The 11,676-nt window shown below is 33.2% G+C and carries 9 protein-coding genes; 2 read left to right on the top strand and 7 right to left on the bottom strand.

The genetic code is table 11. The annotated features are described in order from the left end of the window. Positions 1 to 411: 411 nt before the first annotated feature. The 3 genes from J2Z44_RS12270 to J2Z44_RS12260 all read right to left on the bottom strand — a co-directional run bounded on the left by J2Z44_RS12270 (position 412) and on the right by J2Z44_RS12260 (position 6,135). On the bottom strand, positions 412 to 2,226 hold the full coding sequence (locus tag J2Z44_RS12270) for an ABC transporter ATP-binding protein (RefSeq protein WP_483416444.1): 1,815 nt from the start codon (positions 2,224 to 2,226) through the stop codon (positions 412 to 414). Between the two features lie 1,514 nt (positions 2,227 to 3,740). Then, positions 3,741 to 5,468 carry an ABC transporter ATP-binding protein gene (locus tag J2Z44_RS12265; RefSeq protein WP_021285285.1) on the bottom strand — a complete coding sequence of 576 codons (1,728 nt, stop codon included), beginning with the start codon at positions 5,466 to 5,468 and terminating at the stop codon, positions 3,741 to 3,743. Between the two features lie 205 nt (positions 5,469 to 5,673). Continuing rightward, entirely contained in the window at positions 5,674 to 6,135 is a 462-nt protein-coding gene (locus tag J2Z44_RS12260; protein ID WP_021285284.1) for a MarR family winged helix-turn-helix transcriptional regulator, read from the bottom strand. Positions 6,136 to 6,494: 359 nt separating this feature from the next. On the opposite strand from J2Z44_RS12260, the gene J2Z44_RS12255 reads away from it, so the two are divergent. Continuing rightward, the gene (locus J2Z44_RS12255; RefSeq protein WP_021285283.1) at positions 6,495 to 6,677 is read left to right on the top strand and encodes a hypothetical protein; all 183 of its coding nucleotides are present in this window, start codon (positions 6,495 to 6,497) and stop codon (positions 6,675 to 6,677) included. Between the two features lie 167 nt (positions 6,678 to 6,844). Here the strand turns inward: J2Z44_RS12255 and J2Z44_RS12250 are convergent, their stop codons facing one another. Genes J2Z44_RS12250 through J2Z44_RS12240 form a run of 3 tightly spaced genes read right to left on the bottom strand, consistent with a single transcriptional unit; the run spans position 6,845 to position 9,199 of the window. Continuing rightward, positions 6,845 to 7,951, bottom strand: a complete 1,107-nt coding sequence (locus J2Z44_RS12250) for a phosphotransferase enzyme family protein (RefSeq protein ID WP_021285282.1) — start codon at positions 7,949 to 7,951, stop codon at positions 6,845 to 6,847. Further along, a complete protein-coding gene (locus J2Z44_RS12245; protein ID WP_021285281.1) occupies positions 7,944 to 8,873 on the bottom strand; it encodes a sugar phosphate nucleotidyltransferase in 930 nt (309 codons plus the stop codon). The genes J2Z44_RS12250 and J2Z44_RS12245 overlap by 8 nt, the downstream gene beginning before the upstream one ends. Continuing rightward, complete coding sequence (locus J2Z44_RS12240; protein WP_021285280.1) at positions 8,870 to 9,199, bottom strand: Gfo/Idh/MocA family protein; 330 nt, start codon at positions 9,197 to 9,199, stop codon at positions 8,870 to 8,872. The genes J2Z44_RS12245 and J2Z44_RS12240 overlap by 4 nt, the downstream gene beginning before the upstream one ends. A 203-nt stretch (positions 9,200 to 9,402) precedes the next feature. Between J2Z44_RS12240 and J2Z44_RS12235 the strand changes: the two genes are divergently transcribed. Next, entirely contained in the window at positions 9,403 to 10,302 is a 900-nt protein-coding gene (locus tag J2Z44_RS12235; RefSeq protein ID WP_021285279.1) for an AraC family transcriptional regulator, read from the top strand. 17 nt (positions 10,303 to 10,319) lie between these two features. On the opposite strand, the gene J2Z44_RS12230 is transcribed toward J2Z44_RS12235, so the two are convergent. Beyond that, positions 10,320 to 11,495, bottom strand: a complete 1,176-nt coding sequence (locus tag J2Z44_RS12230) for a Gfo/Idh/MocA family protein (protein WP_209649603.1) — start codon at positions 11,493 to 11,495, stop codon at positions 10,320 to 10,322. Between the last annotated feature and the right edge of the window lie 181 nt (positions 11,496 to 11,676).

The following is an 11,676-nucleotide window of genomic DNA, read 5'->3' as shown; positions in this document are numbered from 1 at the left end:
ATTGTGAACAAGTTCATTGTGTGCAACAACTTTAGAAGCTTATTTAGACTAATCAAATAGATATTTGTGAAGAAAGATATCTTTGTGAACAAACTGCGTATGTTACAACAAAGTATCTTATCTAGTCTGAACAATTGCCACTTAAGGAACATGGCATACTTAAGGCTTCCAAAATGTTGCTAAAGAGTTTATGTATATATTATTTTTAGTATAGGATTTATGTTGTGTCAAGAAAAATATGTAACTTTTCAACTCAATCTTTAAATTTATCATGGATTTTAATAATAGAATTGCCACCACAACTACAATCATTTTAGGAAAAGTTATGGAAATACTTTTTTACCTAAAGGAAAACTGCTGACAATTTATCTATCAGCAGTTTTCTCACGTTTTTATTTATACGGTTATATTTTAAACAGCATCTTCTCCAGCAAATTGGCTGTTGTAAAGATCAGCATAGAAGCCACCTTCATTTAACAACTCTTTATGATTTCCCATTTCAATGATTGTTCCCTTATTCATAACTAAAATTAATTCTGCATCACGAATGGTTGAAAGTCTGTGAGCAATTACAAAGCTAGTTCTGCCCTGCATTAAGTTAGCCATAGCTTTTTGAATTAATACTTCTGTTCTAGTATCAACGCTACTTGTAGCTTCATCAAGTATTAATATTGCTGGGTCTGCAAGAATTGCACGAGCTATGGTTAAAAGCTGCTTTTGTCCTTGAGAAATGTTAGTTCCTTCTTCATTAAGCACAGTATCATAACCTTGAGGAAGAGTTCTTATGAAATGATCTGCATGGGCTGCTTTTGCTGCCATTACAACTTCATCCATAGTAGCTCCTTCTTTTCCATAAGCTATATTTTCTTTAATTGTTCCATTATATAGCCAAGTATCTTGAAGCACCATACCAAACATTTTACGAAGTTCACTACGTTTAATATTAGTTATGTCAACTCCATCAATACTTATCTTACCGGAATTAATTTCATAGAATCTCATCAATAGATTAACAAGGGTAGTTTTACCTGCACCAGTTGGTCCAACTATGGCTATAGTATCTCCTTGTTTAACCTGTAGATTCATGTCTTCAATTAGTGGTACATCTTCTTTATATCTAAAGGCCACATGGTCAAAGGATACTTCTCCTCTTGGGTTTTCAAGAACCACTGCATCACTGCTGTCTTTAATTTCCTCTTCCTCATCTAGGATTTGGAATACACGCTCAGCACAAGCTACAGTTGATTGAATAACGTTAGCTATATTGGCAGTTTGAACAATTGGCATTGTGAAGGATCTTGAGTATTGGATAAAGGCAAGGATATCACCGATTCCAAGGATACTCTTAGTAATCCACATTCCCCCTACAATACTTATGCCTACATAACCTAAGTTACTGATAAAGTTCATTAATGGGAACATAATACCAGAAACAAACTGTGCTTTCCAACCTGTATCTCTAAGTCTGTTGTTTATAGCTTCAAATTCTTCTATAGAGTCTTTTTCATGTCCAAAAGCTTTAACAATTTTGTGTCCTGTGTACATTTCCTCTACGTGCCCACTTAAAAGTCCAATTTCCTTTTGCTGAACAGCAAAGTATTTTTGAGATTTCTTTGCAATAAGAGCAGTAGCAATAACATATAGTGGTAGTGTTGCTATAACAATTAGAGTAAGAATTGGGCTTATAGTAAGCATCATTATGATATAACCAATTATAGTAATAACTGATGTAATTATCTGTGTTAAGCTTTGTTGAAGAGTTGTTGCTATAGTATCAACGTCATTTGTAACACGGCTTAGTATATCTCCATGAGCATGCATATCAAAATACTTAAGTGGTAATCTTGAAAGCTTCTCATCTACTTCTCTTCTTAAATCACGAACGGTTTTTTGGGACACTCCTGACATTACAAGTCCCATAACTAAACTAAAGATTGCACTGATTATATACATGCCTATTAGGATTAATGCAATATGCCCAATGTATACAAAATCGTACTCCCCATTAGTTTCTCTTATGGCATTAATCACTGAGTTTACTTGCTCATCAGTAAACTTAATGTTATCCTCTGGATTTGCTGGAGCATCCTCCATTGTACCTTGCATTTTCTTTCCTAAGTCCATTATTTTTCTTGCTACATCTGCCTTTTCATCAGCATTAGTTAAAGTATCAAGCTTTGGAAGACCAAGGAACTCTTGAAGGGATTTTATACCTTCAGCATCCATTTTTGTTTCTGAAGTAGCATTTTCAGTATTGCTACCCATATCTGGCATGTTGCTAAATATTGTAAGCATTTGGTTTAATACTTTAGTTTTTTCCTCTGGATCAGTGATAGTATCTATCATAGGAAGATTTAATAAATCTTGAACATTCTTAAGCTTCTCAGGACTCATGTTTTTACTTTCTTCACTAGTTGCACTATCTTCATTCATCTTTGGCATCTTACTAAAGATATCTACTAATTTACTTACTGTAGCAGTTTTCTCTGCTTCATCAGTAATACTTTTTATATCTGGTAGTGCTAATAAATTCTGAATAGTTTGCATATCTTCTGGTTTAATTTTGCTCTCTGTGTCTGCACTACCACTTGACATAGCTGGCATATTTTTAAATATATCTACAAGTTGAATTAAATTATCACGCTTTTCCTTTGGATCTTGTATATCCTTAATAAGTGGAAGCTTTAATAATTTTTCCATAGAAGTCTTTGCACTTTCATCCATAGTTTTAGATGAATTTGAGTTTGAACTAGTGCTAAAGTCACTTATTTCTGGGATCTTAGCTAATGCCTTATCCATGGTTGCTGCATCTACTTGCATAGATGAACTCTGTCCACCAGGCATAGTTTTTGCCATATTCATAAACTTTTTAATTACATTAACCTTTTGGTTTGGATCGCTAACACTATTAAGCATAGGAAGCTTTAGTAAATCTCTTGTAGTAGCTAAAGAACTCTTATCTATTTTTCCATCAGCTGGCATAGCCTCTAAAATATCAATGAATTCAAGAGTTGTTTTAATTTTTTCTTGTCTACTTCCTTGTGCTTCAATCATTGGAAGCTTCATTAATTTTTGCATAGTTTCAATAGTTTTAGGGTCCATTTGCTGAGGTTGAGCCCCCCCTGGAGTTTGAGGTGATTGTGCTCCTCCTTGCTGCATTTGTTGCATCTGTTGCATTTGCTGCTGAATTTGAGCAACTAACCCTTTTTGAACGGTTCCCATTTGAGCAGTTATTTTATCTACAGCAGTTACTTGTCCACTAGCTACTCCTTGATGTAATTGTATAGCAATTCCCTTATACATTTCATCCACTGCTTTAATTTGTGCATCTGCCATACTTGTGGTAATAGAATCTACAGCCTTAGTTTGACCTTCAGCCATATTGTCATTGATTTGATCTACAACCTTCTTTTGAACCTCGCCCATCTTATCTTTCATCTGGTCTACTGCTTCATTTTGACCCTTTGAAAGTTCTGTAAGCATTTTACGAGCCATATATGCATTTTGCAGTTTATTCATGGCCTTACTAGTAACTTTAGGTGCTGCTATTGTAAAAGAAGTACTAGCAATAGCAAATATTAAAACAACAATTAAATTTATTTTATGGGGTCTTAAGTATCTAACTAATCTTCTAAAGGTGCCTTTAAAATCCTTTGGCTTTTCCACAGGTCTTCCCATCGGCCCATGACCGCCTCTGCCACCTCTTGGTCCACGACTTACTTTTCTATCTTCACTCATGGCTATCTCATCTCCTCCTCTGAAAGTTGTGAGGACACAATTTCACGGTAAACATCACAATTATTTAGTAACTCTTTGTGAGTACCCATTCCCGCAATTCTTCCTTCATCTAAAACAATAATTCTATCTGCATCCATAACTGTACCAACCCTTTGAGCAACAATTAGTACTGTGGATTCTAAAGTTTCTTTTTTAAGAGCAGCTCTTAGCTTTGCATCTGTTTTAAAGTCTAAAGCTGAAAAGCTATCATCAAATATATATATTTCAGGTTTTCTAACTAGAGCACGAGCTATAGATAGACGTTGTTTTTGACCACCTGATACGTTTGTACCACCTTGTGCAATTTCGTGATCATAGCCTCCATCCATAGTAGCTATAAAGTCCGCTGCTTGTGCCACCTCTGCCGCATGTTTAATTTCTTCTTCAGTAGCATTATCACTACCAAATTTAATATTTTCAGCAATGGTTCCTGAGAATAGCACAGCCTTTTGTGGTACAAAGCCTATTTTACTACGAAGATTCTCTTGGGAAATATCCCTAACATCTACCCCATCTACAAGAATGCTTCCACTATCTATATCATAAAATCTTGGAATTAAGTTAACTAAGGTAGACTTACCTGAACCAGTACTACCTATAATAGCAGTAACTTCTCCTGGCTTTGCAGCAAAGGATATATTATTAAGTGCAGGCTGTTCAGCTCCATGGTAGCTAAAGGTTACATCATTAAATTCTACATAACCCTTTCCAGTAAAGGAATCCTTTGTATTTTCTGCATCTGTTATATCTGGCACAGTGTCTAAAACTTCATTAATTCTTACTGCCGCAGCTTGAGCACGAGGAACCATTATAAACATCATTGCTAGCATAAGCATTGACATCATTATTTGCATTGCATACTGAGTAAAAGCTGCAAGAGCTCCTAAGTCCATGTTACCTTCACTTATTCTAATTCCGCCAAACCACAGAATTGCTAAGGAAGTGAAGTTCATCACAAGCATAATAGAAGGCATCATAAAAGCCATTATTCTATTAACTTTAATATAGTTTCCGGTTAAATCTACGTTGGCATCATCAAAACGCTTTCTCTCACGTTCAATTGTGTTAAAAGCTCTTATAACTCTTATTCCTGTTAATTTTTCACGCAAAACTAAGTTAATTCTATCAATTTTAACTTGTACTTGCTTAAATAGCGGCATCATTCTTGATGCTAGTATAGCTACAACTATTGCAAGAACAGGTATTGAAACTGCTAGCACCCAAGTAAGTGGCTTATCCTTGCTAAGAGCCATAAAAATACCACCTGTTGCCATAATAGGCGCACTAATCATCATACGCATTATCATAACAGTAACTGTTTGAATTTGAGTAACGTCATTTGTAGTTCTTGTAATAAGAGTGGCAGTTCCAAGTTTATCAAACTCATTTAAAGAAAAGCTTTCTACTTTTCTAAATATCTTACTTCTTAAAATTGTTCCCAGTCCAGTAGCAACCTTTGCTGATAATAAGCTCGCTAGAATAGAAGCAATAACTCCAGCTCCAGCTACTAATAGCATAGTGCCTCCAATTTGTAGAATTCTACTTGTATCTCCCTGCATAACCCCTTCATTGATAATGTCAGACATTAAAGTTGGAAGATACAAATCTCCTATTGATTGTAAAGCCACAAAAAATAGCACTGCAATAACCATAGCAGTATATGGCTTTAAGTTTTTATATAACTTAATCACTGATAATCATCTCCTGACAATTAAATAACTTCTTTTTATTTACTACTTATTAATTAATTTTTTCTTCAACTTATATATTTAATTGCTTACCAATTTTAAAAATATATAGGTACTTATGGCTTAACCCCTACTAATATTATACAAATCCAAAATGTAAACATCTTAATATTTACCTGAAATTCATATGAATCAACTTAATAATTGTTTAGTCACCTAATTTATCTAAACTAGCTTTTGTTAAATTATCCCTCATTTGAAGGAAAAATCTACGAAGCAACACCTTCTCCTCCTCCGTAAAATTACTAAAACACTCTTCATTAAGAATTTCAAAAATACTCTTAAGTTTCTTACACATTTCTCTACCCTTTTCTGTAATAAAAACTCTAGAGATTCTTTGGTCTTGCTCATCCTGTTTTCTTGTAAGCAGTTCTGACTTTTCCATTCTTGTTATCATAACAGTTACAGTTGCAGGCTTAATTCTAAGTTTATCTGCAAGTTCCTTTTGACTTTGACCATCCTTATAATATAATGTAAATAACAACGGTGGCTGTCCTGGATAAATCCCTTGTTTCTCTAACAAGTTATGAGAACGGGTAAAATGCAACTTTATTATTTGCCCAAATACATGGTATAAATTATCTGGATTAAAGCACCCTTTATCCTCCATTTATTATATTCCTCCTCTATGTATCACATGCTAAAATTAATTAGCCGTCTAACATAATTCATAATATCATTTAGCCGACTAACAGTCAATATTAATAATATGTCTTTGTTGTTAATAATTTTTTACCTTTTAAATTATTCTATAACCTTTTATTTTTAAAGGTTCCAAAATAATTTTCATCAAAAAATAAAAGAAACTATTCAATAAGTATGTTTTGCCTATTGAATAGTCCCCTAACTAATATTTATACTGATTTATTTTCTAACACCTTGTTTTTGTTGGTACTTACAAAATTTCTAGCACTTTTAATTATCATTAATAATAGTAGCAATATACCCACATATCCATTGATTACATATATGATGTTAACAAGTCTATCAAAGGGAACCTTAAGTCCAATAAATGCCCCTATAGCTGCAAGGATAAGGGTAATGAGTTTAAACTTGCTACTTTTTTCATCTGCAATTCTTGAAGAAACTGTCCAAAGAAGGGGTACTGCTGTAGTAAATATGCCGGCTATAACAGTTAGAGAAAACCTATAGTGACCTTTTTATTCCTTATATTATTTTTATTTTTCTCCAAAAACTTAATAGCTTCCCTTTTTCCCATCATTTCAAACGCCCCTTTATCCTATATTCTTTACCTGTTTAACTTTCAATAGTTTTGGTAAGAATTTTATAATATTTACTAAACTACATGTTTCTATAAGTTATCTATATTTATCTACGATGGCCTTCATTTCATTAAACTTTTTATCCATATCTTCAACCATTTTAAATTGTGTTCTTGCTCTATCTAAGTTATGATTTTCTCTATGAATTTTAAAATAAGTATCACCATTTAGATGATCACTTAAGAATCTTATTCCGCACTCAAAAGTCATGAGCTTAGCAGCAAAAGGTAAGTACTCTATTTCAGTATCCGTTAGTGAATGTTTAGTTCCTTCTAAGAAACCGCGGGTAAAGTGTTCAAACAATTGTAAATCCATAGATACCTTAGATAAATCTCTTTCATCCTCTTCAGCTGGATTAGCTCCAGAGCGAATTGAATCTCCAAAGTCATAAAGAGCTGACCCTGGCATTATAGTATCTAAATCTATTACGCAAACTCCTTCTCCAGTGTCATTGTCTATCATAACATTATTAAATTTTGTATCATTATGGGTAACCCTAAGTGGTAGCTTTCCACTATTTAAAAGTTCTACTAAAACAGTGGTTTCCTTTCCTCTTTCCAATACAAACTCAATTTCTTTTTGAACATCCTTAGCCCTATTCATTTTATCCTCAGCTAAAACCTGTAAAAATTCTTCATACCTAATTTTTGTATTATGAAAGTTTGGAATTGTTTCATGGAGTTTTTTTGCTGGAAAGTCTGAAAGTAATTCTTCGAAGTTTCCTAGAGCCTTTCCTGCATTATAAAAATGCTGCAAGCTTTCAACTACTTGATAGGTTTGTGCTCCTTCAATAAATACATAACTTCTCCAATAACCTCCAAAAGAACTACAGTAGAAAGGCTTATGATTAGTTGTATACACTAAATTTAATGTTTCTCTTTTGGGATTGCCTCCTGAAGCTATAATTTTCTTTTTTAGAAATTCTGTTACATTCTCTATGTTCTCCATAAGTTTTTCAGGTTCTTTAAAAATCCTTGTATTTATTCTTTGTAAAATATATCTAACATTGTTTCCATGAGGCCTATGAAAAGTCACAGCAAAGGTATCATTTATATGACCAGCACCATAAGGTTGTATATCAACTAAGTCACCTTTATAATTAAATTGCTTTATAACTTCTTCAAAATTATAATCATTATTCATTTTGTTTCCCCCATAAATTTTCTGGATATATGCCATTATTAATGAACTTTAAAATTGCATTCTCTATAATATCTTTGTCTTCTTTATAGGTAACACCATACCATTGCTCTTCAGATTTAAGAACCTTTACCTTAGCCTTGTTTTCACGAATTAAACTATCAATTACAGCAGGCAAAAAATATTCGGCCTTTAAAATTTCATCTTGCTTCTCTAATAAAAAACTTGAAAACTTCTTTTCTAACTCATTGAATATACTAGGTGTAAGTCCCCAGGCATTCATGGAAATTATGGTGTTTTCGGAAATACTAGCCCAATTTTCCTCAGCTTCACGATATTTTACATCATGTTGAAACTTCTTAATTTCAGTTCTTTCTTCAATTCCTCTTAAAAAGCCTAAATCATCAACTTGGCATATTCCCCTAGCAACATGACCATTTTCAGAAAGTGTATTACCTAATTTAAAACCTACCATAGAGTATTGATAAAAGTCCTTCTCCTCCTTCAAACCAATAAGGTAGTCATAAATAATTTTATAAGTAGTAACACCATAAAAGTCATCTGCGTTTACCACTAAAAAAGGAGTATTTACGTAGTCCTTACAACACATCACCGCATGGGCTGTTCCCCAAGGTTTACTTCTTCCATTGGGCAAACTATAGCCTTTTGGAAGCATATCTAACTTTTGAAATACGTAGACTGTTTCTACTAACCCTTCAATTCTTTTTCCTATGCTATTTTTAAAAACCTCTAGCATTTTTTCTTTTATTACAAATACAACTTTTCCAAAGTCTGCTCTAATAGCATCATAGATTGAATAGTCCATTATTACTTCTTCATTAGGTCCCACAGGAGTAATTTGCTTTAATCCCCCAAATCTGCTTCCCAGTCCTGCAGCCATAACTACTAATGTAGGTTTTATCATAACAGTATTCCCCCTTCCAAAGTTATTGCTAGGGGTTTTTCTAAAAACACATGTTTTCCTGCTTGAAAGGCTGCAACTGCCTGTTCCTCATGGACATAATCAGGACTTAGTATAATAACTCCTTCAATATCTTTTCTAGAAAGTAACTCAATGTAGTTAGTGTATTTGTCCCACGGCTTATCAAATTTGTTACATAATTGATTCATGCTATATTCACTAATATCTGATATTGCAACAACCTGAAGCTCCTCTCTTTCTAAAATTTCATTCATAAGAAACATAGCTCTCATTCCCGCTCCAATGATTCCAATTTTAAACTTTCTCATTATCCTTCCTCCTTAAATCCTCTTATTTAAAACTTCCTTACCATCTTTTATTTCTCCTTTTGAGCAATAGACTTCAACAGCTTTCATTTAGTACTTTTTATGCACCTTTAATTAATCTTTATTTTAACAAACAAATATACCATTATTTACTAGACAAACCCCTTATATTACCTTTAATATAGTAATGGGGGAGGGATATATGAATGAATAATTATGCAGAAGAATATTATAAAACACCCATTAATCTTGTTATTAATATAGATAAAATTGTTACCATACATTATTTCGAATTTGCCTCTGATTACATTTTCAGAGGAGAAAAACATGATTTTTGGGAGTTTTTATATGTAGACAAAGGTGAGGTAGAAGTAATGGCCGACACTAAAGGCTACAAACTTACCCAAGGAGATATTATTTTTCATAAACCTAATGAGTTTCATAGCGAATGGGCCAATGGCAAAGTAGCACCTAACCTCATGATTATGAGTTTTGAGTGTAAAGATCCAGCTATGGACTACTTCTCTAATAAGATTATGCAAATAGAAGCTTCTGAAAAAAATTTAATTGCCGAAATTGTAAAAGAATCTCAAAAGGCTTATAGCAATGCCCTAGGTGGCCATAACAAACTACTTAAGCATGAAAACCCTCTTTTCGGTTCGGAACAATTAATTAAAATTCATCTTGAACTTCTGTTAATTAAATTAATAAGAAAAGGTAGTTTTGACCATTCTTCTAAAAGGCTCAATGAAAGCACTTTAGCAAAGATGGAAAAAGGCTTAGTTGATGATATTATTGAATATATGCATGAAAATATAGCTTCTGATTTAACCTTTGAAGATATTTGCAATCATTTTTCCTTAGGGAAGACTTATTTAAAAACTTTATTTAAGACCAACACAAACCTTGGGGCTATGACATATTTTAAGAATCTTAAAATCAATGAAGCAAAAACTCTTATAAGAGAGCAACAATATAACTTTACTCAGATTGCTTATATGCTTGGTTACAAATCAGTACACACTTTTTCTCGTTCCTTTAAAGAAGCAACAGATATGTCTCCATCTGAGTATGCTACTTCTGTAAAAGCAATGGCCAACCTATAACTGGTTGGCCTTTTAAATTATACTTGGATAATTTTTTCCTCTCTTATGGCTTTATGAGCTAAAAGCCCTGCTTCTATGGCATAATAGCCTGCTTCTCCACCTGCATTTGGCTGCTTTCCAGTTTTTAGAGCATAAATAAAATCATCAAGAATATATTTATCTCCACCTCCGTGGCCTTCTGAAGACTGGAGGTTTTTATATACAATTTCCTCCTTCCTGTCATACATTCCACTTCTTATTTGGACAGTTATAGTATCATTGGCGTCATCTAACTTAATCTTTCCTTTAGTTCCAATAAAAATATATTCTCTGTTATCATCAGGAGTATAGTGGCACTCTAGGTAAGTGACCTTCACACCATTTTCATATTCTAATAAAACTTGATGATTATCTAGCGCATCAACCTCTTGTCTATAAACACATTGATTTCTCCATCTGTTGTATAGTATATCCGCATTATTTCCATTTGCAGTTTTCCATGATATTCTATGTTCTTTAATAGCTTCTGTGCAGGTGGTTCTGTCATCACATTTTTCACACACTAAGTCATTTGGTTTATCGCCTTTAAAAAAGTCTCTACTTCCCATAGCTGCAATTCTTTTAACCTTGGAGTCCACAACCCAATTAATAATATCAAAATCATGACTTCCCTTTTGAAGTAGTAGTCCTCCTGTATTATCCATTAAGCCATGCCAGTCATGGAAATACCAATCACTTCCTGCTCCCACGGAGTGGAGTATCCACCCTGTCTTAACTTCGCCAATAACTCCACTATCTATTATCTCTTTCATCTTCTTATACAGCTTGTTGTATCTTAAAACAAAACCTATCAAAAGAGTCTTTCCTGATTCATCTCTTTTCCTAAGAACTTTTTTAGCTCCTTCTATGGAGATAGCTATTGGTTTTTCAAGAAATACATGCTTTCCTGCCTCAAAAGCTGAAATTGCTTGTTCTTCATGACAATAATCTGGGCTAGCAATTATAACTCCTTCTATATCTTCACGAGCTAATAAATCTTTATAACTATCATATTCCGTCCAATTTATCTTATAATTGTCTGTAACCATATCAAGGCTTTCTCTATTTATATCACAAACAGCTACTACCTCAAGTTCTTCTCTCTTTAAAACCTCATTCATAAGAAAAATAGTTCTCATTCCAGTTCCTATAACACCAACTTTAAATTTTTTCATTCTTTTCCTCCCAACCTCATATAGATTTTCATTCTAAAATCCCTTACATTTATTTTACTTTATCTAATTTTTCATGTATTTATCAAATTGGTCTGAATATTTAATTAAATGGACAAAAAAATAAAAGCCATAGGTTTTAAAACACCATGACTTTTAGAATTTAAGTTATAACATTCCCTAT

The organism is Clostridium punense (assembly GCF_017874425.1).
Taxonomy (GTDB): Bacteria; Bacillota; Clostridia; order Clostridiales; family Clostridiaceae; genus Clostridium_J; species Clostridium_J punense.
Note: the sequence above shows the minus strand (reverse complement) of the source record. Positions and strands in the feature narration are given on the sequence as shown.